The sequence below is a fragment of the Cellulosimicrobium sp. Marseille-Q4280 genome, from assembly GCF_943181405.1.
Classification (GTDB): domain Bacteria; phylum Actinomycetota; class Actinomycetes; order Actinomycetales; family Cellulomonadaceae; genus Cellulosimicrobium.
On record NZ_CALPBY010000001.1, the window covers coordinates 776,914 to 797,470 of the forward strand.

Genomic DNA, 20,557 nt, shown 5'->3' on the forward strand with positions numbered 1-20,557 from the left:
GGCCTCGCCGACGGACACCCCCACCCTACCCAGCGCGCCTCGGAGCCGGCCGGGGCGAGAACGCTGAGCGCGCGCGGACGCGCGCGATAGCACGATCTCTTGACCGAATCAAGATCACGAAGAGGTAACGATCCGCGATCCGGCGCGATCCGCACGATCGCAACGATCGTGGGTCAAGAATCCACCTGCAATCGTCCGCGATCCAGGGGACCTCGGTCGCAATTCGGCCTGGATTGAGGCAGGGTGCAGGTGAACCGATTGACATCGGATCAGCGTGAGGTCCTGTGTGCGCCGACCCTGCAGGGAGCGTCGGCCGGACGAGCCGCCCGAGGGAGGACGTCCGCGCACCGGGGCCTCTCCTCGTGCCCCTCACCGTCGACGTCCCCCGCTGCGGGGTGACCCGTCCGGTGCCCACGCGCTGGTCCACGGACGGAAGGTGGCGACACCGCCGCATGACAGCACTCAGCACCACCGCATCACCAGGGACGGAGGGATCCGTCGGCACCGCGCACGCCGGGACGGGCGAGCGCGAGACCGCGCTCTCGGTCCGCGACGTCTACAAGGTCTTCGGGCGCAAGCCCGTCGAGGCCGTGCGCCGGCTCGAGCAGGGCGCGTCGCGCGACGACGTCAAGCCCCTCGGGACCGCCGCGGTCATCGACGCGAGCTTCGACGTGAAGCAGGGCGAGATCTTCGTCGTCATGGGACTGTCCGGCTCCGGGAAGTCGACGCTCATCCGCATGCTCAACGGCCTGTGGAAGCCGACCTCGGGCCACGTCCTCCTCGGCGGCACCGACCTCGCGCAGGCGGACGCCCAGCAGATGCGCGCGCTGCGCCGCAAGCACGTGAGCATGGTGTTCCAGCACTTCGCGCTCCTGCCCCACCGCACCGTGCTCGACAACGCCGCCTACCCCCTGGAGATCCAGGGCATGGGCAAGGCCGAGCGCCGCGAGAAGGCGCAGCAGGCGCTCGACCTCGTCGGGCTCGGCGGCTGGCAGGACTCGCTGCCGTCGCAGCTCTCCGGCGGCATGCGCCAGCGCGTCGGGCTCGCCCGCGCCCTCGCGGCCGACACCGACGTGCTGCTCATGGACGAGGCGTTCAGCGCGCTCGACCCGCTGATCCGCCGCGAGATGCAGGAGCAGCTCCTCGAGCTCCAGCAGACGCTCGGCAAGACGATCGTCTTCATCACGCACGACCTCAACGAGGCCATGCACCTCGGCGACCGGATCGCCGTCATGCGCGACGGCCGCATCGTCCAGATCGGCACCGCCGAGCAGATCCTCTCCGACCCCGCGAACGACTACGTCGCGCAGTTCGTCGCCGACGTGGACCGCACGCGCGTCCTCACCGCGTCGTCCGTGATGGTGCGCCCGGCCGTCGTCGTCCCGATGGGTGGCGGCCCGCGCCAGGCGAGCCGCACCATGCGCGAGGCGCAGGTGTCGGCCGCGTACGTCGTCGACCGCCAGCGCCGCCTCCAGGGCGTCGTGCGCGATGCCGACGCGGTCACCGCGCTCAAGGCCGGCAAGGAGTCCCTCGACGGCATCGTGCGCGACGGCGTCGCGCCCGTCTCCCCCGACACCCCCCTCGCGGAGATCTTCGCGCCCGCCGCGGAGTCCCCGCTGCCGGTCGCCGTCACCGACGGCTCCGGCCGTCTGGTCGGCGTCGTGCCCCGCGTGACGCTGCTCGAGGCCATGGTCCCGGGCGACCAGCCCCGTACCGGCGAGGTCTCCGTGCCCGCGGTCCGGGAGGCCGTCGCGCACGGCCGCGCCGAGGACCTTCCGCCCGCGCAGGCCGCGCTGGCCGACCACCCCGTGGAGGACGGCGCCGTGGACGGCCGCCCCGTGACCGAGGGAGGTGCCCGATGACCGACACGCTCGTTCCCCGGCTGCCCCTCGGCGAGTGGGTCGAGGCCTTCGTCGACTGGGTGACCGACGTCTTCGACCCCGTCTTCGACGTCATCAAGGACGTGCTCACGAGCATCTACGACGTCTTCGAGACCGTGCTCGCGACCCCGCCCTTCTGGATCGTCGCGCTCGCGCTCGCCGCGCTCGCGCTCGCCGCCAAGGGGTGGAAGCTCGCCGTCGGCTCGCTCGTCGGCTTCCTCGTCATCGCCGGGGTCGCCCAGTGGGACAACGCGATGGACACGCTCGCGCTCGTGCTCCTGGCCACGGCGATCACCCTCGCGATCGCGATCCCGCTCGGCATCTGGGCGGCACGCGACGACCGGGTCTCGCGCACCGTCCGACCCGTGCTCGACTTCATGCAGACCATGCCGGCGTTCGTGTACCTCATCCCGACCGTCGTCATCTTCCTCACCGGCCCCGTGCCCGGCATCATCGCGACGATCGTCTTCGCGATGGCGCCCGGCGTGCGGTTCACCGAGCTCGGCATCCGCCAGGTCGACAAGGAGGTGGTCGAGGCCGGCCACGCGTTCGGCTCGACCCCGGGCCGGATCCTGCGCCAGATCCAGCTCCCCCTCGCGATGCCCACGATCATGGCGGGCGTCAACCAGGTGATCATGCTGTCCCTGTCGATGGTCGTGATCGCCGGCTTCGTCGGCGCGGGCGGCCTGGGGCAGCCCGTCGTCCAGGCGCTGAGCAGCATCGACGTCGCGCTCGGCTTCGAGGCCGGCCTGTCCGTCGTCATCCTCGCGATGTTCCTCGACCGCGTGACGTCGGCCCTCGCCGACCGCGCACCCGTCTCCCGGGCTCTCGCCGCCGCGCGCGTCTGAGCCACCGCCGGGCCGCCCGGCCCACCCCGCCAGCCGTCCGACGGCGCGTCCGCGCGCCGTCGGGCACCACCGCCCCCGGGTCCGCAGGACCCCAGGAAGGAATTCATGACCCCCGCACGTACCACCACCCGTCGCCGCACCGCGGCCGTCGCCACCGCCGCCGTCCTCGGCCTCGGCCTGTCCGCCTGCGCGTCCGACACCGAGTCCGGGGACTCCGGCGACGCTTCCACGGGCGAGGACGAGACGTCGGTCTCGATCGGCATCCCCTCCGGCTGGGACGAGGGCATCGCGGTCTCCCACCTGTGGAAGGCGATCCTCGAGGACGAGGGCTACGACGTCGAGACGCAGACGGCCGACATCGGCATCGTCTTCACCGGTCTCGCCGGCGGCGACTTCGACCTGCTGTTCGACGCGTGGCTGCCCATCACGCACGCGTCCTACCTCGACGAGTACGGGGACGACGTCTCCGACCTCGGCGTCTGGTACGACGACGCCAAGCTCACCGTCGCGGTGAACGAGGACTCCCCGGCCCAGTCGCTCGAGGACCTCGCGGACATGGCCGACGAGTACGGCAACAAGCTCGTCGGCATCGAGGCGGGCGCGGGCCTGACGAAGGTCACCCAGGAGGAGGTCATCCCGACCTACGGCCTCGAGGACATGGACTACACCATCTCGTCGACCCCGGCGATGCTCGCCGAGCTCAAGGGCGCGACCGACTCCGGCGAGAACATCGCCGTGACCCTGTGGCGCCCGCACTGGGCCTACGACGAGTTCCCCGTCCGCGACCTCGAGGACCCCGAGGGCACGCTGGGCGACGCCGAGGAGATCCACACGTACGGTGCGGGCGACTTCGAGGACCGCTACCCGACGCTCACGAAGCTCGTCGGGGCCTTCGAGCTGGACGACGAGCAGCTGTTCTCGCTCGAGAACATGATGTTCAACTCCGACGAGTACTCCGACGAGGATGCGGCCGTCGAGGCGTGGCTCGAGGAGAACCCGACGTTCGTCGACGACCTCAAGGAGGCCGCGGGCGTCTGACCCGCACCTCGACACCGAAGGCCGGCTCCCTCACGGGGAGCCGGCCTTCGTGCGTGTGCCGTCGGCGCTCAGAGCGCCCGGGCGTCGTCCTCGAGGAGGACCGGGATCCCGTCGCGCACGGGGTACGCCAGGGGTCGCTCCGCGTCCGTCGAGTGCAGCTCGGGCGCGCCGTCCGGGCCGGTGCCGTCCACGAGCGTCGCACCCGTCACCGGGCAGCGCAGGGCCTCGCGCACCCAGGGGTCGACGTTCAGGCTCATGCTCGCTCCTCGCTCGTCGTGCCCGACGCCGCGGCGTCGGCCGCGCGCACGAGCGACAGGACGTCGTCGCGCACCTTCTCCAGGATGTCCTGGTCCGCGGCCTCGACGTTGAGCCGCAGCAGCGGCTCCGTGTTGGACGCACGCAGGTTGAACCACCACTGCGGGTGGGAGTCCCAGTGCGAGACGGTCAGGCCGTCGAGCTCGTCGACGTCGACCGGTCCGGCGCCCTGCTGCGTCACGTAGGCCTCGACCACGCGGGCCCGCGCCGCGGGGACGTCGGCCACGGTCGAGTTGATCTCGCCGGAGGCGACGTAGGGCTCGTACATCTCCCCGAGCGCCGACATGGGGTGCGGCTGGTTCCCGAGCGCCGCGAGCACGTGCATCGCGGCCAGCATGCCCGTGTCCGCGAAGAAGAAGTCGCGGAAGTAGTAGTGGGCGCTGTGCTCGCCGCCGAACACGGCGTCGTTGTCGGCCATCTGCGCCTTGATGAACGAGTGGCCGACGCGCGTGCGCACCGTCCTCGCGCCCGCGGCACCGAGGAAGTCCGGGACCGCTCGCGACGTGATGAGGTTGTGGATCACGGTCGGGGTGCGCCCTGCCTCGAGCTCCTTGCCGACCTCGCGCAGCCCGACGAGCGCGGTGATCGCGGACGGCGAGACCGGGTCGCCGTGCTCGTCGACGACGAAGCAGCGGTCGGCGTCGCCGTCGAAGGCGAGGCCCAGGTCGGCGTCGTGCTCGACGACCGCGGCCTGCAGGTCCACGAGGTTCTTGGGGTCGAGCGGGTTGGCCTCGTGGTTCGGGAAGGTCCCGTCGAGCTCGAAGTACAGCGGGACGACGTCGAGGGGCAGCGCCGGCAGGCCTGCGCCGGTCCCGAGGACGGCGGGGACCGTGTACCCGCCCATGCCGTTCCCTGCGTCCACGACCACCTTGAGGGGACGGATGCCGGAGAGGTCGACGAGACCGCGGAGGAACGCCGCGTAGTCCGCGAGCATGTCGCGGTCGGCGACCGCGCCGCGCTCGTCCACGGCGGTCGGGAGGCCGTCGTCCAGGTAGCTCTCCGCGAGGCGGCGGACCTCCGCGAGGCCCGAGTCCTGCCCGACGGGGCGCGCGCCCGCGCGGCACAGCTTGATGCCGTTGTACGCGGCCGGGTTGTGGCTCGCGGTGAACATAGCGCCCGGCACGCCGAGCACGCCCGACGCGTGGTACAGCCCGTCCGTCGAGCAGAGCCCGATCCGGGTCACGTCCACGCCCGCGTCCGCGAGCCCGGCGGCGAACGCGTCCACGAGCTCCGGCCCGGAGTCCCGCATGTCGTGCCCGACGACGACGCTCGGCCGCGCGGCCGTGCCGCCGCCCGCGACCGGTGCCTCCGGGAGCACGACGGCCCGGGCGAACGCGGCGCCGATCGCCCTCGTCACCTCCGGGTTCAGCTGGTCCGGGACGGTACCCCGGACGTCGTAGGCCTTGATGAGGTGGGAGAGATCGCTCGTGGTCACCCGACAACAGTAGTGGGGACGGGCCGCAGGCTCTCCTCGGGTCCCGCCCGCGCGGCACCCGGGAGGTCGAGGGCCCTCGGCTACGCTGGCCGGAGAACTCATCGGACCGCGGAGGGCAGGACGCGCCCCCGCCCGACGGACGCGAGACCTCTCAGCATGCACAACCGGCACTTCCGGCTCGACAACACGGTCCAGCACTACGACTGGGGATCGCCCACACGGATCCACGAGCTCCTCGGCTCGACCCCGGACGGCCGGCCCGCCGCGGAGCTCTGGCTCGGTGCACACCGGAGCGCGCCGTCGACCGTGCTCGACGCGGCACCCGGCGACGTGCCCGAGCAGGTCTCGCTCGCCGACCTCGTGCAGGGCGACCCGGAGGGGATGCTCGGACGACGCGTCGCGGACGCCTTCGGCCCGCGACTGCCGTACCTGCTCAAGGTGCTCGCCGCCGACCGTGCCCTCTCGCTCCAGGTGCATCCTCGGCCCCACCACGCACGCGCCGGGTTCAACCGCGAGAACCTCGACGGGCTGCCCCACGGCTCGCCCGACCGCTCGTTCCACGACGACCAGCACAAGCCCGAGATGGTCGTCGCGCTCTCGCAGTTCGAGGGGCTCGTCGGCTTCCGCACCCCGCGCGCCGTCCTCTCCCTCCTCGACGGTCTCGACGGACCGCTCGTCGCGACCGTCCGCTCGGTGCTCGCCGCGGACAGGTCGGCCCGCGGCATCCGCGCCGCGTTCACAGGACTCGTCGCGTCGCGCCACGACGCGGGCACTCCCGCCGCGCTCGAGGCATCCCTCGAGTCCGTGCGCCGCCGCCTGGACGGCGGCTCTCCCTACGAGCGAGCCGACCGCACGGTCATGCTCCTCGCCGAGCAGCACCCCGGCGACCCCGGAGCCCTCGTCTCGCTCCTGCTCAACCGGGTGACCCTGGAGCCCGGCGAGTCCTTGTTCATCCCGGCCGGCGTGGTGCACGCCTACGTGAGCGGCCTCGGCATCGAGGTCATGGCGAGCTCGGACAACGTGCTGCGAGCGGGCCTCACGTCGAAGCGGGTCGACGAGGCGGCGCTGGTCGAGTGCGCCGTCTTCGAGCCGAGCGGTCCCACGGTCCCCACCGTCACCACGTCGGGCGACCGCGGACAGGTCCACACGTACCGGGTCCCGGTCGAGGAGTTCGGCCTCGTGGTCGCCGACGTCGACGAGGAGGAGACCCTGACGTTCCCGTCGGAGGGCCCTCGCATCGTCCTGTGCCTGGACGGGAAGGCGGTGCTGCACGGCACCCACGACGACCTGGTCCTCGCCCGGGGCGAGTCCGCGTTCGTGCCCCACGCTGCGGGGCCCCTGCAGGTCGGCGGGCACGGCCACGTCGTCTGCGTGTGGACGCCGTAGCGTGCGGACGCCGTAGCGTGCGGACCCCGTAGAGGACGACAGGCGCGCCCTGCCGGCGAACGCCGGGCTCAGTCCCCCTCGGCGCGCAGCACGCGCAGGTGGCCGCGCCGCCCGACCTCGGTCACGGCGGCCGGCTCGGGCTCGCTCCGGACCTTGCCCGCCTCACGGACGGCGTCCGCGAGCGCCGACAGGTCGTCGTCGCTCGGGCCGGTCTCGACGAACTCCGGGGAGAGCCGGACGACCTCCCACCCGCGCGGGGCGGTGAGTCGCTCGGCGTGCTCGGCGCACAGGTCGTAGCTGTGGGGCTCGGCGAGGTGCGCGAGAGGGCCCAGGACCGCCGTCGAGTCGGCGTACACGTAGGTGAGGGTCGCGACGGCGGCACGGACGCACGCCGTGCGCGAGCACTGCCTGACGGATCTCACGGGGTGACCTTACGCCCTTCGCCAGGTCGGTGGACGCGGCACACGCCGTCGCGGTCACGGTGCCGCGGCACGGCACGTCACGGCGAGGACCGCAGAAGGACAGCGGCCCGCCTGCGCGTCTACAGTCGTCGTGTGCGCGGCATCCCTTCCTTCCCCGGTTCCCGGCCCGAGCCGGCGGGGCGCGGTCGCCGGTCGCGCGACCGGGCCGCCGGTCGCCGCCCCCCGGCGCCGGTGGAGCAGGCGCCCGGCGAACCGTCGTTCGACGACCTCGACATCCCGCTGCGAGCGCCCGGACCGGGTGGCCAGGGCCCGGCGGCACGACGGCGCGACCGTCGGGGCCGCGGCCTCCGCGGGCCGCTCCTCCCGCCGTCCGCCCCGGCGAACCGGACGCGGGCCGAGCGGTTCGACGACGTCGTGGTCGACGTGGTCGAGCGCGTCGAGCGCACGTGGTCCAAGCAGCTCCGGGGCACCGAGTTCGCCGTCGAGGACGTCCCGCCGTCCGACCCCGCGCCGTGGGAGCAGGGCGTCGTTCCGCTCGGGCGGTGCTTCCCGGCGGAGTCGGGCCAGCCGTCCCGGGTCGTCGTCTACCGCCGGCCGGTCGAGGCGCGGGCGCTCGACGCCGAGGATCTCGAGGACCTCGTGCGCGACGTGGTGGTCGAGCAGGTCGCGCACCTGCTCGCCCGCTCGCCCGAGGAGATCGACCCGCGCTACACGGGCGACCACTGACGCCCCGACCGGGCGCCAGGACTAGGGGCCGAGCCCCGCCGTGCCCGACGCGCGGACCGCGACCTCGCGCGGCGCGGAGCCGTCCGCGACCGGGAGCAGCACGGAGAGCAGGCTCGGCGTCCTGTCGCCCTTGTCCCCGCTCGGCGGGCCGGCGCTCGCGAGCACGGACCAGAGCGGGACGACTCCCTCGGCGCCGCGGACGACGTCGACGGTGACGGTCGCCGGCGGGTCGTCCGACCCCTCCGGTCGCAACGACCCTGCGTCGAGCGTGGTCGTCGTCCCGGCCGGTACGGCGACCGTCTCCTCCCCGAGGAGCGACCCGTCGGCGGCGTAGCCGCGCACCGCGAGCTCGAGCTCTCCGGCAGGAGGGTCGGAAGCCCCGTCCTTGACCGGCACCGCGGCGAGCGACAGGCTCGACGACGTGCCGGGGACGAGCGCGACCTGGCCCGCCGGGGTCGACCCCGCGGCGTCGGGCTCCGCGAGCGGCACCGCCGCGATCCAGGCGCGGTCGTACTGCCGCTCGTCGTGGAGGAGGTCCGGGTCCGGCTCGCCGCGCCGGTCGACCGACCCCCCCGCGACGACGGGGACGTCGGCGTGGACCGCGACCGTGTACCGGCCTTCGGGCAGCCCACCCAGGGACACGTCCGTCACGACGCCCGGGGTGAGCGCGACCTCCTCCGCCCCGCGCAGCGGGACGACGCCGTCCGCACCGTGGACGACGACGCGCGCCGTCCCCGGGTCCGGGCCGGGTGCGAGCACGCGCACCTGCGGCGCGTGGGGGTCGTCGACGGCCTCGCCCACGCTGGCGAACCCCGTCAGCGCGACGTCGTGCGTCGGCTGGGTGCCCGGCACGACGTACTCGACCCCGAGAGGGACGAGTCCGTCGAGGGTGGTGTGCTGCAGGTACGCGGAGACGAGCCCGCCGGACGCCTCGACGTGCACGACGAGTCGACGCTGCTCGGGCGCGGCGGCCTCGACGAGCGTCACGACCTCTTCGCCGGGACCCACCAGCTGCTGCCCGCCGCCGGCGAGCACGGCCTCGCCGCCCTGGCCCCAGACGCTCACCTGGACGGTCGCGGGTGTCAGCCCGGGGTTCTGGAGCACGAGCTGCGCGCTGCTGCCGACCTCGGTGCTGCCACCGACGAGCCAGTGGCTGACCCCGGGCCGACCACAGCTCGCCGCGGCGAGACCCCTCAGGTCGCCCGCGGTGGTGACGGAGCCCACGGCCGCCGCGGGGCGCGGCGCGTCGCCGTCGCCCGGCCGGACCGCGAGCACGGACCCGACGGTCGGGTCCTCGACCGTCGTCGCGGCAGGACCGGCCGTGTCGGCGCCGGCGTCCAGCTCGACGCCCTCGCTGCCGTCGAGCGGTGTGAGCACCGACGTCGCGTCACCCGCGACCGCAGCCCGCAGCACGCTCGTCGTACCGACCGGCGCCGGCCCGAACTGTGCGTCCCCGACCGCCTCGGGGTCGGTGAGCCGCGCGGGTCCGGGGCAGACGAGGACGTCCTGCGCGGGGGCCACCGTCACGTGCTCGACGGGGTCGGCGACCTCCGGCTCGGGGACACGGTCCGTCAGGACACCGCCGAACGCCGCGACCGCGCCGACGGCGAGGATGCCGACCACCCCTGCGCCGGTCGTCGCGAGCCGACGGGCGACGGAGCGCCGGGCCGTCATCGTGCCACCGGCCGACGTCGCCGCACCGGGACCGCGAGCAGGACGTACACGAGCAGCACGACGCCCGTGACCGCCAGCCACCCCGTCCGGTGGTCCGCGGCGTGGTAGATCGTGAGACGTCCGTCGTCCGGTCCGACGGCGAACGCCTGCAACCCGCCCGTGAGCGCCGGGTCGACGGGGTCGAGCGCTCGCCCGTCGAGCGTCGCGCGCCAGCCAGGAGCGGCGTTCTCCGCGAGCACGACGGTGCGGTCCGCCGGCCCGGCTGCCACCCCGACGTCGACGGGGCGCAGTGCGCTCCGGTCGGCCTCGAGCGGCTCGACCGTGCCGTCGTCGGTCTCCAGTCGCGCGTACGAGGGTTCGACACCCTGTGGCGCGACCCGCCACGTCACCTCCGACTGTCCCTCCGTCATCCGTTCGAGGCCCGGCACCATGTCGAGCCGGGCGACCAGCTCGGCCCGGTCCTGGTCCGCCGGGACGGACGCCGGGACGAGGACCGCCCCGACGCCCAGCCGCGCGAGGCGCGCCGCGGCGTCGTCGGACGTGCCCGCGGTGAGCTCGGCGACCGTCGTGGGCAGGTCGGCCTCGACGGCCCCCGGCGCGACCTGCTGCCGCGACCGCACGACGGCGGACGAGTCCACGGCCTGGGGTCCGTCCCCGCGCAGCGCGGCGTACGCGACGACGCCGTCCTCCCCGGGCTCGAGCGTCAGGACGCGGGCCTGCCGTGGGGACGTCTGCGTCTGGCGGCCTACCGGTGGGACGACGGGCTGCGTGGTGGCGCGGACCGCTCCCACGCTCGCGTCGGAGCGGTCGAGGACCTGCGCGGTCCACGACGTGACCGTCCCGAGCGGGAGCAGGGTGACGACGAGCGCGAGCGCGACGACGCTGCCCGTGCGCCACGCGGCCGCGTCGCGCTCCGGGAGACGGGGCAGCCCGGCGAGCGCCGCGCCGAGGAGCGCGAGGAGCGCGAGGGACACACCCGCACCCGGCCAGCCCGTGACCGGCGCGTCGACCGACGGACCGGGCGCGACCGTCGTCGCTCCCGCGAGGATCCCCGCGCCGACCCCGGCGGCCGCGACGAACCAGGCGCCCGCGGCGACGCGGCGTCCCCGGAGGACCGCGACGGCGGCCAGCACGACGACGACGCCACCCGCGACGAGGGGCGCCCACCGCGCGAGGAGGTCGGCGGCGCCCGCCCCGTCCGCGCCGAACCACGGCTGGGGGGAGACGGGCAGGCCGAGCACCTGCTGCCACCCGGGGGCCGCGGTCGACGCGACCGGGGACCCGGGGTCGGCGAGCAGGAGCCGCCACCCGCCGTCGGACCAGGTGCGGGCGGCGTGCACGAGGAACGGGGCGAAGACGACGACCGCGGGGACCGGGACGAGGGCGAGATAGCGGCGGTGGCGGCGCACGCCCAGCGCGGCGACACCGAGCGCGAGGAGACCCGCGGGAAGCAGGACGGGCGCCCCCGCGACGGCCACCGCGAACGCGAAGCCGGCTGCCGCCGCCGCGGCGAGCGAGCCCGGTTCGGGACGGGGGGCGCGGCGTGGGGCGTCGGGCGTCGCCGGCGCCACGACGTCGACCCGCTGCAGCCCGACGGCACGCACGACGGTCAGCGCGACCCACGGCAGGGCGGCGTGCGCGAGGACGGCACCGACGCGCCCCGAGGCGACGGACGCGAGCAGGCTCGGCGCCGCGACCCAGACGAGCGTCGCCCACCCGCGCAGGGCCACCGAGCGCGTGAGCGTGCCGGCCGCGAACCATGCGCCCAGCCCGGCCACGAGGAAGCAGGCCGGGACGAGGACGTCGACGGCGGTCTGCGCCGACCCGCCCGCGAGCAGCGCACCGGGGACGAGCACGGAGACGAACGGGTCGGCAGGCGCCGACGCCCCGAGCTCCGTCGTCACCCACCCTGTCGTGGCCGCCCGCCACACGTCCCCGAGCGTGCTGCCGGCCGGGAGGACGCCTCCGCCGACGAGCCGCCCCCCGGACAGGAGCGGACCGACGAGCGGGCCGAACACGAGCGCGGTGAGCCCGCCGAGCGCAAGGACCACGCCGCCCAGCCCGGCACGACGGCGCACGGCGAGGGCGCGCAGCTCGCGTCGCTCGATGTCCGTGGGCGCCCACACGGTGCGCCGCAGCTCCGCCCGCGCGAGGCGACGGTCCCGGCGCTCCGCGAGGACCTCGCGCCACGTCCCCTTGAGCGGGCGCAGCGTGCTGCGCGGCAGCCGCGCGGTCCGCCCCGCCCGTCGGCGCGCCCGCACGACCGGCCCGACCCGTGCCAGCGCCCAGAGCGGCGCGACGATCTCGTCGCGCGCGTGGCCGGGCTGCTTGACGAGCAGGCGGTACATCGCGTGGAACGGGGCCGCGACGAGCATCGCCAGCGCGACGAACGGCACCCAGGGCAGCGCGACCCCGACGAGACGCGCGTGCAGGTGCGCCCGTCGTCGCTGGACGTACGACGCGTCCGGGTCGGGACGGGGCGCCTCCGCACCGGGCCGGCGCGCGGACCGGTCCCGCAGCCCGAGGAGCGAGGCCTGCACGTGACGCACGACGGCGGACGGGACGACGACCACCCGGTGTCCCGCGAGCCGGGCGCGGCGGCACAGGTCCAGCCCGTCGCCGAACGCACCGAGCTCCGGGTCCGTCCCGCCGAGCTCCTCCCACACGGTCCGTCGCACGAGCGCGCCCGCGAGGCCGACGGCGAGCACGTCGTCGCGCGCGTCGTGCTGGCCCTGGTCGATCTCGTCGTCGTCGATGCCCGTCATCCGGCGGCCGAGCGGCGTCGTCGTGAAGCCGACCTCGAGGAGGTGCCCCGGGCTCCCGGCCTCGAACGGGTCCGCCGGCTCGGACGCCGTGCCGGGCGACCAGCGCTCCTGCTTCGGGCCCGCGACGGCCACGGCGCTCGAGTGCTCGACGGCGCGCAGCAGCTCGGCGAGGGCGTCCGGCGCCGGCGCGGAGTCGTCGTGCAGGAGCCAGAGCCAGGTGCCCGCGTCGTGGTTCGCGAGGGCGGCGTCCACGGCGTCGCCGAACGAGCGGGCCCTGGGCGCCGCGACGAACCGGGCGTCGCCGAGGTGGAGGTCGGGGTACTGACCGGCGGCCCCCGCGCTCGCCGCGTCGACGACCACCACGGCGTCCGGGCCGCTCGTCTGGGCGCGCACCGCGGCGAGCGTGCGGCGCAGGTACGGGGTCTCGCCGCGCGTGACGACGACCGCGGTCACGCTCACGACGACGGGAAGCGCACCGGTCACCGTCGCGACGACGTCGGGCGCCGAGACCGGCACACCGGTCGGGGGTGACGCCGGGGGCGCGGCGCCGACGGGCGCGCGCACGACGGTCTGCGCCGGCCCGGGGAGGGCCGCGCGCGTGCTGCTCGTGAGGTCCGCGGAAGTCATGTCCCGTCGATCATGCGACGAGGACGGCGCCGGACCCGGCATTTGCGCGCCCCGGTGTGGCGGGGTGTCGGACCCCGCCGGAGAAGGCCCGCACGGACGTCGGGACGGCGCTCGTGCCGCCCGTCCCCTCAGGCCTCGACCGCCGTCAGACCACGCGGCGCTTGAGCTTGCGGCGCTCCCGCTCGGACAGTCCGCCCCAGATGCCGAAGCGCTCGTCGTTCTCGAGCGCGTACTCGAGGCACTCCGCGCGGACCTCGCAGCCCGTGCAGACCTTCTTGGCCTCGCGCGTGGACCCGCCCTTCTCCGGGAAGAAGGCCTCCGGGTCGGTCTGCGCGCACAGGGCACGCTCCTGCCATCCCATGAGCCCGTCGTCGACCGGCTCGCCGAAGAGCGGCAGCACCGGTGCTACCCGCTCCACCTCACGCCCTGCGTCGGAGGGAATGTCCGCTCCGGCTCCGTCCAGAATGTTCCACATCGTGCGCCCCTTCATGCCGTTCACGAGAAACTGCATTGAAGAAATTACACGCGTGTCGTCCTCAGCCGTCAAGCCGAAATGTGATAGCCCCGCGAAGGCGCCGGGGTGAAATCCCGACATGTCCGGACGCATAGCACACCGCCTAGGGTGGTGCCATGGTGACCTCTCCCCACGCTTCCACGGTCGGCCCCGATGCTCCCCGCGAACGCCCGGCTCACGTCGCTGACCTGCTGCGTCTGATCACCCGCGAGCCCGGCCGTCCCCGGCTCACGTGGTATGGCGACGACGGTGAACGCGTCGAGCTGTCCGGCGCGGTGCTTGAAAACTGGATCAACAAGACGACGAACCTGCTCGTCGAGGAATTCGACGCCGGGCCCCGAACGCGGGTCGTGATCGACCTCCCCGTGCATTGGCGCACCGTCGTCTGGGCGTTCGCCGTGTGGCGGGTCGGGGCGACGGCGGTGCTGGTCGAGGAAGGCGGGGTGACCCGGGCGCCCGAGCGACCGGACGTCGTCGTGACGACGCGGCCCGCGGAGTGGGACGACTCCGGGGCGGAGATCGTCGCGGTCTCGCTCCCGGCGCTCGCCCGCCGGTTCGACGGCGCCCTGCCTCCCGGCGCGATCGACGCGGCGTCGGCCGTGATGACGTACGGCGACCAGGTCGCCTGGGTCCCCGACCCGGACCTCGCCCTTCCCGCCGTCACCGGCACCGCCACCTGGGAGCACGCCGGTCTCGTTCCTCCCGTGACGCCCGAGGGGACGCAGGGCGGGACGGCAGGAGCCGGCCGCCGGGAGCTCCTGCCCACGGCAGGGCAGCCCCTGGACGGCGTCCTGCGGACCGCTCTGCGTCTGTGGGCGTCCGACGGGTCCGCGGTCCTCGTGCGGACGCAGGACCCGTCGCGCCTCGAGCGCATCGCTCGCGACGAGCGCGTCACCGGCTGACGCAAACCGCAGGGACGGTGCGGGGCGACGGGTCAGGGACGGCCGAGCGCCCGGTAGGTCCACCCGGCGGCGCGCCACGCGACCGGGTCGAGGACGTTCCGTCCGTCGAGGATCCGCAGCCCCGCGACCTTCTCCGCGAGCTCCGCCGGGACGAGCTCGCGGTACTCCTGCCACTCCGTGAGCAGCAGCACGATCTCGGCGTCCACGACGGCCTCGTCCAGGGACTCGACGAGCCGGAGCTCAGGATGCAGGCGCCGCGCGTTCGGGACGGCCTCGGGGTCCGTCACGCGGACGTCCGCGCCCTGTCGCGCGAGCTGCACCGCCACGTCGAGGGCCGGCGAGTCCCGGACGTCGTCGCTGTTGGGCTTGAACGCCGCGCCGAGCACGGCGATGCGCTTGCCCACGATCGAGCCGTCGAGCACCTCGCGCGCGAGGTCGACCATCCGGACCCGACGCCGGGTGTTGATCGCGTCGATCTCCTTGAGGAACGCGACCGCCTGGTCCGCGCCGAGCTCCCCCGCACGCGCCATGAAGGCGCGGATGTCCTTCGGGAGGCAGCCGCCACCGAAGCCGAGGCCCGCGTTGAGGAACTTGCGCCCGATGCGGTCGTCGTAGCCGATGGCGTCGGCGAGCCGCGTGACGTCCGCACCCGTCTCCTCGCACAGCTCGGCCATGGCGTTGATGAACGAGATCTTCGTCGCGAGGAACGAGTTCGCGGCGACCTTCACGAGCTCCGCGGTCGGGTAGTCGGTGACGACGCGCGGGGTGTGCTCCGACAACGGCCCGGCGTACACCTCGTCGAGCTGCGCGACCGCCAGCTCCCCCGCCTCGCCACCCGGGACGCCGTAGACCAGGCGGTCGGGGTGGAGGGTGTCCTTGACGGCGAAGCCCTCGCGGAGGAACTCCGGGTTCCAGGCGAGGGAGACGCCGGGAGCCTCGCGCCCGAGCCGCTCCGCGATACCGGCTGCGGTGCCGACCGGGACCGTCGACTTGCCGACGACCAGGTCGCCGTCGCGCAGGTGAGGGATCAGCGCGTCCACGGCGCTCTCGACGTACCGCAGGTCGGCGGCGTACTCGCCCCGTCGCTGGGGCGTCCCGACGCAGACGAAGTGGACCTGCGAACCGGCGACCTCGGCCATGTCGGTGGTGAAACGGAGGGCTCCGGTGCCGGAGACCTCGCCGAGCAGCTCGGGCAGGCCGGGCTCGAAGAACGGCGCGCGCCCCTCCGCGAGCGCGGCGATCTTCGCCTCGTCGACGTCGACCCCCACCACCTCGTGGCCGAGCCTGGCCATGCACGCTGCGTGCACGGCACCGAGGTAACCACAACCGATCACTGAGATTTTCACGACGTGTCCTTCGGGCCGATTTCGCGAGGAGGCTATCCGATCGGGACCCTACGCCCCAATCGCCGGCGGTGTGCCTGGCGCGCGCCGCTCGACCGCTAGGCTCGCGTGCCATGCCGTCCGCCCCTCCGCCGGTCCCTCCTGCCGTCCGAGTCGTCTGCGTCGTGTTCAACCCCGGCCCCGAGCTCGAGGCCTTCGTGCGCTCGCTGCGCACGGCGACGAGCGCGTCGTACGAGCTGGTCCTGGTGAACAACGGCGGGCCCAGCGCGGTCGTGCAAGGGCTCGTCGACGAGGGCGCGGCGCGACTCGTGGAGTCCGGGGGCAACCTCGGCTACGGCCGTGCGGCGAACATCGGCGCGCAGGGCTCCACCTCCCCGTGGCTGGTGGTCGCGAACCCCGACGTCGTCTGGGAGCCCGGGTCCCTGGACACCCTGCTCGACGCCGCCGCGCGCCATCCGGCGGCCGGCTCGCTCGGGCCGCGGATCCTCAACGAGGACGGCACGGTGTACCCGTCGGCGCGGGCGGTCCCCTCGCTGTGGCTCGGGGCCGGGCACGCGCTCCTGGTGCGCATCTGGCCGTCCAACCCGCTGTCCCGCCGCTATCGCCGGGAGAACCCCGCGGACCCCGGGGCCGAGCGCGCCGTCGGCTGGCTCTCGGGCGCACTCCTCCTGCTGCGCCGCGAGGCGTTCGAGGCGGTCTCCGGCTTCGACAGCGGCTACTTCATGTTCTTCGAGGACCTCGACCTCGGTGAACGGCTCGGCCGTGCGGGGTGGGACAACGTCGTCGTCCCCTCGGCGACCGTGACCCACATCCAGGGCGCGTCCTGGAAGCGCACGCCCGAACCGATGATCCGCGCCCACCACGCCAGCGCCCGACGGTACGTGCGTCGCCGGTACCGGCGCTGGTTCGAGGCACCGGTGCGCTGGGTCGCCGTCCTCGGCCTGCGCCTGCGCGAGCAGCTCGAGGTCGCCGGTGCGCGCCGGACCGCACGGTCCTGAGCGCTCCCGCGTGCGGCACAATGGCGACCATGCGTGGAATCATCCTGGCCGGCGGCTCCGGCACCCGACTGCACCCGATCACCCTCGGCGTGAGCAAGCAGCTCGTCCCGGTGTACGACAAGCCGATGATCTACTACCCGCTGTCCACGCTGATCCTCGCGGGCATCCAGGACATCCTCGTCATCACCACCCCGCACGACGCCGAGCAGTTCCGACGTCTCCTCGGTGACGGCTCGCAGTTCGGCGTCTCGATCAGCTACACGGTCCAGGCCGAGCCCAACGGCCTCGCCCAGGCCTTCGTCCTCGGCGCCGACTTCATCGGGGACGACTCCGCCGCCCTGGTCCTGGGGGACAACATCTTCTACGGCCCCGGCCTGGGCTCCCAGCTCACCCGGTTCGAGGACATCGACGGCGGCGCCGTCTTCGCGTACCGCGTGTCCGACCCGACGGCCTACGGGGTCGTCGAGTTCGATGCGCAGGGCCGCGCCCTGTCGCTCGAGGAGAAGCCCGCCGAGCCGAAGTCGAACTATGCGGTGCCCGGTCTGTACTTCTACGACAACGACGTCGTCGCGATCGCGCGCGACCTCGAACCGTCGGCTCGCGGCGAGTACGAGATCACCGACGTCAACCGCGAGTACCTGCGCCAGGGCCGGCTGCGGGTCGAGGTCCTCCCCCGTGGCACGGCGTGGCTCGACACCGGCACGTTCGACTCGCTCCTCGAGGCGTCCGACTTCGTCCGGACGATCGAGAACCGGCAGGGCATGAAGATCGGCTCGCCCGAGGAGGTCGCCTGGCGTCGCGGCTTCCTCACCGACGACGAGCTCCGCCGCCGCGGCGAGGCGCTCGTCAAGTCCGGCTACGGCTCCTACCTGATCAGCCTCCTGGACGCGTAGCCCGTCGCGCACCGGCCCGGGCCGCGTCCGGCCGCGGGGTCCTGGGGCATCGTCGGACGGCACCGTACTGTGGGCCCGTGACAACCGAGGAGCCCGGTGCCGCCGAGGACGACGGCCGCACCCCCACCGCCCGTGCCCGGTGGGTCCGCCTCGCGGGCCGCCTGGTCGCCGTCGTCGCCGTCGGGCTGTGCGTGTGGACGGTCGTCACGCAGTGGGACCGCATCTCGGGAGACCTGCGGTCGGCCGACCTGACGCTCCTCGTCGTGGCTCTCGTGGTCAGCGCCCTCGCGGGCCTCGTCCTCGCCACGGCGTGGTGGTACTGCCTACGGATCGTCGGGCACGGCCGCACCGTGACCGACGTCCTCGCCTGGTACTTCGGCGGCGAGATCGGCAAGTACCTGCCCGGGGGGATCTGGGCGATCGTCGGGCGCGGCGAGCTGTCGCTGCGCGGCGGGATCGACCGGCGCACCAGCTACGCCTCGACGCTCCTGTCGCTCGGCGCGATCGTCGTGTCCGGCGGGTGGTTCTGCGGCGTCGTCGGGCCGCTCGCCGTCGGTCTGGGCGACGCGCCGAGCTGGGTTGCCTGGTTCGCCCTCGCCCTCCCCGTGGGAGCGGTCCTCCTGCACCCGCGCGTCGTCGGGCTCGGGCTGCGGCTGATGCACGTCGCGCTCCGGGGAGACCGGATGCTCACGGTGCCGAGCTGGGCCGCGATGACGCGGCTGACCCTCCTGACGCTGCCCTCGTGGCTCTTCGTCGGCGGGGCCGCGGTGCTCGTCACCGCGTCCCTCGGGTACGCGCAGTCGCCCGCGGCCGTGTCCATGGCCGCCGTGGCCGCCTGGACGGTGGGGATCGTCGCGGTCCCCGTGCCCGCGGGAGCGGGGTTGCGGGAGATCGTCTTCGCCGCCCTGTGCGGACTCGGCGCGGCGCCCGGTGTGATCGTTGCCACGGTCTCCCGCCTGCTCTATGTTCTCGTGGACGGCGCCGCCGCCCTGGTGGCGTTCTCGTACCTTCGTCGAAGGAGCCGCCTGGCGGCGACCGAGGAGCAGCCCTGATGAGAGACACCGTCCTCCGCATGTCGAAGAGCGCCTACGTGTCGGGCATGAAGACGCTCGGGTCGGGCCTGCGCGCCCTGCACGTCCTCGACGACGCCCCTCCTCCCCGTGCCGCGCGCACCAAGCACTGGTTCTACAGCCTCACCCGCGTGTACGACCCCCAGGCCATGATCGAGATGGACGTCCCGTGGTGGACGTACGACGCGATCGACGCGGTGGAGTCATGGCTCGGCGGCCGCGAGCACGCGCGGATCTTCGAGTACGGGTCGGGGGCCAGCTCGCTGTGGCTCGCGCGCCGCGCCGGCGAGGTGCACTCCGTCGAGCACCACGAGGGCTTCTACGAGTACATGCGTCCCGCGTTCGAGGCGCAGGAGAACCTCAGCGTCGAGCTCGTCGAGCCGGAGGTCTCGGACCACCCCGCGGTGCCGTCCCAGAAGGAGGGGCAGTCCGGGCTCGACTTCGCCGACTACGTCGCGGCGATCGACCGCGCGGGCGGGACGTTCGACCTCGTGGTGGTCGACGGCCGCGCGCGCGGCGCGAGCCTCGCGCGCGCCGTCCGCCGGCTCGCGCCGGACGGTCTCGTGGTGTTCGACAACAGCCGCCGGGCCAGGTACCGGCCCGCGATCGAGGGCAGCGGGCTGCGCGAGACCCGCTGCACCGGGCTCACGCCCACGCTGCCGTACGGCGAGCAGACGTCGCTCCTGACCCCCGCCTGACCGCCCCGGCCGGTCAGCCCCGGCCGAGCACGGTGGGCGCGGCGAGCGCCCAGCGCTCCTCCCACGCCCCGATCGGCTCCACGCCCGCGGCGCGCAGGGCGTCGTGCCCCAGCACGGAGTACGCCGGGCGGGGCGCCGGACGGACGAAGCCCTCGCTCGTCGTCGGCACCACGCGGGCGCTCCCGCCCGCCGACGCCACCACGTGCCGGGCGAACTCGTACCAGGACGCGGAGCCCGACGACGTGCCGTGGTACGTCCCGCTCGGCGCACCCGCAGCCACGAGGCGCACGACGAGGTCCGCGAGGTCGACCGTCCAGGTCGGCTGACCGACCTGGTCGTCGACGACGGTGAGCTCGTCGCGCTCGCCGGCGAGCCGGGCCATCGTCTTCGGGAAGCACGCGCCGTGCGCCCCGTACAGCCACGCGGTCCGCACGACGAGGTGGTCCGGGGCCTCGGCCCGCACGGCCCACTCGCCCGCCGCCTTGGTGCGCCCGTAGGCGGACCGCGGCGCGGGTGCGGCGTCCTCCGCGTACGGGGTGGAGGCGCGACCGTCGAACACGTAGTCGGTCGAGACGTGCACGACCCGTGCGCCCGCGCGGGCGGCCCCCCGTGCGACGTTCGCGGCGCCCGTGCCGTTCACGGCGAAGGCGGCCGGCTCCTGCGACTCGGCGTCGTCCACCGCGGTCCAGGCGGCGCAGTTGACGACCACGTCGAAGCCCCGGGCCGCCGCGGCCGTCGCGCTGGGGTCCGTGACGTCGAGCGACCGGCGGTCCACCGGCACGACCTCGTCCCCCGAGGCCGCGACGGCCGCCACGACGTCCTGTCCCAGCATCCCGCCCGCGCCGACCACCAGCCACCGGCGTGATGGCCCGGTGGATCCGGTCCGCGTGGTCCCGTGGTCCATCGTCTCGTCCACGACGCTCCGTCCCTGGATGTGGGCCGCGCTCGGCGGCCTGCAGAGATGCGCCCGCCCGCGTCGCGCAGAGGGCCGCACCGTGCGCCCGGTCGGGGCACCGTAAGATC

The 20,557-nt window shown here is 74.4% G+C and carries 18 protein-coding genes; 10 read left to right on the forward strand and 8 right to left on the reverse strand.

Translation table 11 applies throughout. The features are described from left to right. Nucleotides 1-452: 452 nt before the first annotated feature. The 3 genes from NFS20_RS03465 (at nucleotide 453) to NFS20_RS03475 (ending at nucleotide 3,766) form a co-directional block, all read left to right on the forward strand. On the forward strand, nucleotides 453-1,862 hold the full coding sequence (locus NFS20_RS03465) for a quaternary amine ABC transporter ATP-binding protein (protein ID WP_251150327.1): 1,410 nt from the start codon (nucleotides 453-455) through the stop codon (nucleotides 1,860-1,862). After that, a complete protein-coding gene (locus tag NFS20_RS03470; RefSeq protein ID WP_251150328.1) occupies nucleotides 1,859-2,728 on the forward strand; it encodes an ABC transporter permease in 870 nt (289 codons plus the stop codon). The genes NFS20_RS03465 and NFS20_RS03470 overlap by 4 nt, the downstream gene beginning before the upstream one ends. Nucleotides 2,729-2,833: 105 nt before the next feature. Further along, nucleotides 2,834-3,766 (forward strand): glycine betaine ABC transporter substrate-binding protein, encoded by a 933-nt coding sequence (locus NFS20_RS03475; protein ID WP_251150329.1) that lies wholly within the window; start codon nucleotides 2,834-2,836, stop codon nucleotides 3,764-3,766. Between the two features lie 68 nt (nucleotides 3,767-3,834). On the opposite strand, the gene NFS20_RS03480 is transcribed toward NFS20_RS03475, so the two are convergent. After that, nucleotides 3,835-4,023 carry a Trm112 family protein gene (locus tag NFS20_RS03480; RefSeq protein WP_251150330.1) on the reverse strand — a complete coding sequence of 63 codons (189 nt, stop codon included), beginning with the start codon at nucleotides 4,021-4,023 and terminating at the stop codon, nucleotides 3,835-3,837. After that, entirely contained in the window at nucleotides 4,020-5,516 is a 1,497-nt protein-coding gene (locus NFS20_RS03485) for a phosphomannomutase/phosphoglucomutase (protein ID WP_251150331.1), read from the reverse strand. Before NFS20_RS03485 ends, NFS20_RS03480 begins: the two co-directional genes overlap by 4 nt. A gap of 156 nt (nucleotides 5,517-5,672) precedes the next feature. On the opposite strand from NFS20_RS03485, the gene manA reads away from it, so the two are divergent. Then, the gene (gene manA / locus NFS20_RS03490; protein WP_251150332.1) at nucleotides 5,673-6,902 is read left to right on the forward strand and encodes a mannose-6-phosphate isomerase, class I; all 1,230 of its coding nucleotides are present in this window, start codon (nucleotides 5,673-5,675) and stop codon (nucleotides 6,900-6,902) included. A gap of 68 nt (nucleotides 6,903-6,970) precedes the next feature. Here the strand turns inward: manA and NFS20_RS03495 are convergent, their stop codons facing one another. Further along, nucleotides 6,971-7,324: a DUF3499 domain-containing protein gene (locus NFS20_RS03495; RefSeq protein WP_251150333.1), complete on the reverse strand. Its 354-nt coding sequence runs from the start codon at nucleotides 7,322-7,324 to the stop codon at nucleotides 6,971-6,973. Between the two features lie 132 nt (nucleotides 7,325-7,456). Between NFS20_RS03495 and NFS20_RS22240 the strand changes: the two genes are divergently transcribed. Continuing rightward, nucleotides 7,457-8,050, forward strand: a complete 594-nt coding sequence (locus NFS20_RS22240; protein ID WP_353050411.1) for a metallopeptidase family protein — start codon at nucleotides 7,457-7,459, stop codon at nucleotides 8,048-8,050. Nucleotides 8,051-8,071: 21 nt separating this feature from the next. On the opposite strand, the gene NFS20_RS03505 is transcribed toward NFS20_RS22240, so the two are convergent. The 3 genes from NFS20_RS03505 to NFS20_RS03515 form a co-directional block, all read right to left on the reverse strand. Further along, complete coding sequence (locus tag NFS20_RS03505) at nucleotides 8,072-9,724, reverse strand: DUF5719 family protein (RefSeq protein WP_251150334.1); 1,653 nt, start codon at nucleotides 9,722-9,724, stop codon at nucleotides 8,072-8,074. Beyond that, on the reverse strand, nucleotides 9,721-13,116 hold the full coding sequence (locus tag NFS20_RS03510; protein ID WP_251150335.1) for a glycosyltransferase: 3,396 nt from the start codon (nucleotides 13,114-13,116) through the stop codon (nucleotides 9,721-9,723). Before NFS20_RS03510 ends, NFS20_RS03505 begins: the two co-directional genes overlap by 4 nt. Nucleotides 13,117-13,261: 145 nt before the next feature. Further along, nucleotides 13,262-13,591 (reverse strand): WhiB family transcriptional regulator, encoded by a 330-nt coding sequence (locus NFS20_RS03515; RefSeq protein ID WP_251150597.1) that lies wholly within the window; start codon nucleotides 13,589-13,591, stop codon nucleotides 13,262-13,264. Nucleotides 13,592-13,746: 155 nt separating this feature from the next. Here NFS20_RS03515 and NFS20_RS03520 point away from each other — a divergent pair, with 155 nt between their 5' ends. Continuing rightward, nucleotides 13,747-14,532 (forward strand): TIGR03089 family protein, encoded by a 786-nt coding sequence (locus NFS20_RS03520; RefSeq protein ID WP_251150336.1) that lies wholly within the window; start codon nucleotides 13,747-13,749, stop codon nucleotides 14,530-14,532. A gap of 32 nt (nucleotides 14,533-14,564) precedes the next feature. On the opposite strand, the gene NFS20_RS03525 is transcribed toward NFS20_RS03520, so the two are convergent. Then, nucleotides 14,565-15,878 (reverse strand): UDP-glucose dehydrogenase family protein, encoded by a 1,314-nt coding sequence (locus NFS20_RS03525; RefSeq protein WP_251150337.1) that lies wholly within the window; start codon nucleotides 15,876-15,878, stop codon nucleotides 14,565-14,567. Between the two features lie 110 nt (nucleotides 15,879-15,988). Between NFS20_RS03525 and NFS20_RS03530 the strand changes: the two genes are divergently transcribed. The 4 genes from NFS20_RS03530 to NFS20_RS03545 all read left to right on the forward strand — a co-directional run bounded on the left by NFS20_RS03530 (nucleotide 15,989) and on the right by NFS20_RS03545 (nucleotide 19,534). After that, entirely contained in the window at nucleotides 15,989-16,873 is an 885-nt protein-coding gene (locus NFS20_RS03530) for a glycosyltransferase family 2 protein (RefSeq protein ID WP_251150338.1), read from the forward strand. 29 nt (nucleotides 16,874-16,902) lie between these two features. Continuing rightward, nucleotides 16,903-17,766, forward strand: coding sequence for a glucose-1-phosphate thymidylyltransferase RfbA (gene rfbA / locus NFS20_RS03535; protein ID WP_251150339.1), 864 nt, complete (start codon nucleotides 16,903-16,905; stop codon nucleotides 17,764-17,766). Between the two features lie 77 nt (nucleotides 17,767-17,843). Next, nucleotides 17,844-18,818: a lysylphosphatidylglycerol synthase domain-containing protein gene (locus tag NFS20_RS03540; RefSeq protein ID WP_251150340.1), complete on the forward strand. Its 975-nt coding sequence runs from the start codon at nucleotides 17,844-17,846 to the stop codon at nucleotides 18,816-18,818. After that, entirely contained in the window at nucleotides 18,818-19,534 is a 717-nt protein-coding gene (locus tag NFS20_RS03545; protein WP_251150341.1) for a class I SAM-dependent methyltransferase, read from the forward strand. Before NFS20_RS03540 ends, NFS20_RS03545 begins: the two co-directional genes overlap by 1 nt. Nucleotides 19,535-19,547: 13 nt before the next feature. On the opposite strand, the gene rfbD is transcribed toward NFS20_RS03545, so the two are convergent. Continuing rightward, nucleotides 19,548-20,438: a dTDP-4-dehydrorhamnose reductase gene (rfbD, locus tag NFS20_RS03550; protein ID WP_251150598.1), complete on the reverse strand. Its 891-nt coding sequence runs from the start codon at nucleotides 20,436-20,438 to the stop codon at nucleotides 19,548-19,550. Nucleotides 20,439-20,557: the final 119 nt, after the last annotated feature.

What these genes read in the sequence shown, in the direction of transcription:
- NFS20_RS03520 (WP_251150336.1), top strand. Translation starts at nt 13,747, where the DNA reads ATGGTGACCTCTCCCCACGCTTCCACGGTCGGCCCCGATGCTCCCCGC.
- NFS20_RS03465 (WP_251150327.1), top strand. Translation starts at nt 453, where the DNA reads ATGACAGCACTCAGCACCACCGCATCACCAGGGACGGAGGGATCCGTC.
- NFS20_RS03510 (WP_251150335.1), bottom strand. Translation starts at nt 13,116, where the DNA reads ATGACTTCCGCGGACCTCACGAGCAGCACGCGCGCGGCCCTCCCCGGG.
- NFS20_RS03515 (WP_251150597.1), bottom strand. Translation starts at nt 13,591, where the DNA reads ATGTGGAACATTCTGGACGGAGCCGGAGCGGACATTCCCTCCGACGCA.
- NFS20_RS03470 (WP_251150328.1), top strand. Translation starts at nt 1,859, where the DNA reads ATGACCGACACGCTCGTTCCCCGGCTGCCCCTCGGCGAGTGGGTCGAG.
- rfbD (WP_251150598.1), bottom strand. Translation starts at nt 20,438, where the DNA reads ATGGACCACGGGACCACGCGGACCGGATCCACCGGGCCATCACGCCGG.
- manA (WP_251150332.1), top strand. Translation starts at nt 5,673, where the DNA reads ATGCACAACCGGCACTTCCGGCTCGACAACACGGTCCAGCACTACGAC.
- rfbA (WP_251150339.1), top strand. Translation starts at nt 16,903, where the DNA reads ATGCGTGGAATCATCCTGGCCGGCGGCTCCGGCACCCGACTGCACCCG.
- NFS20_RS03480 (WP_251150330.1), bottom strand. Translation starts at nt 4,023, where the DNA reads ATGAGCCTGAACGTCGACCCCTGGGTGCGCGAGGCCCTGCGCTGCCCG.
- NFS20_RS03505 (WP_251150334.1), bottom strand. Translation starts at nt 9,724, where the DNA reads ATGACGGCCCGGCGCTCCGTCGCCCGTCGGCTCGCGACGACCGGCGCA.
- NFS20_RS03545 (WP_251150341.1), top strand. Translation starts at nt 18,818, where the DNA reads ATGAGAGACACCGTCCTCCGCATGTCGAAGAGCGCCTACGTGTCGGGC.
- NFS20_RS03530 (WP_251150338.1), top strand. Translation starts at nt 15,989, where the DNA reads ATGCCGTCCGCCCCTCCGCCGGTCCCTCCTGCCGTCCGAGTCGTCTGC.
- NFS20_RS03475 (WP_251150329.1), top strand. Translation starts at nt 2,834, where the DNA reads ATGACCCCCGCACGTACCACCACCCGTCGCCGCACCGCGGCCGTCGCC.